The following is a 441-nucleotide window of genomic DNA, read 5'->3' on the forward strand; positions in this document are numbered from 1 at the left end:
GCCGTACTCTGGGGCGCATGCAGACCTCGTCGGACCGCCACGAGTACCCCGCCCACTGGGAGGCCGACGTGGTGCTGCGCGACGGCGGCACCGCACGCATCCGCCCCATCACCGTCGACGACGCCGAGCGCCTGGTCAGCTTCTACGAGCAGGTGTCCGACGAGTCGAAGTACTACCGCTTCTTCGCGCCCTACCCGCGGCTGTCCGCCAAGGACGTGCACCGCTTCACCCACCACGACTTCGTGGACCGGGTCGGGCTCGCGGCGGCCGTCGGCGACGATTTCATCGGCACTGTGCGCTACGACCGCATCGGCGTCGGCGGGCGGCCCGCGACCGGCGCGGAGGCCGACGAGGCCGAGGTCGCCTTCCTGGTGCAGGACGCCCACCAGGGCCGGGGCGTCGCCTCCGCCCTGCTGGAGCACATCGCCGCCGTCGCCAGGG

At 72.8% G+C, this 441-nt stretch carries 1 protein-coding gene; it reads left to right on the forward strand.

The window, feature by feature from the left end:
• Positions 1-17: 17 nt before the first annotated feature.
• Positions 18-441: GNAT family N-acetyltransferase (locus tag LPA54_RS39085; RefSeq protein ID WP_228985145.1), on the forward strand; the 424-nt coding region annotated here is incomplete at its 3' end.

Origin of the sequence: Streptomyces sp. DH12, assembly GCF_020873895.1 — a bacterium.
Lineage (GTDB): Bacteria > Actinomycetota > Actinomycetes > Streptomycetales > Streptomycetaceae > Streptomyces.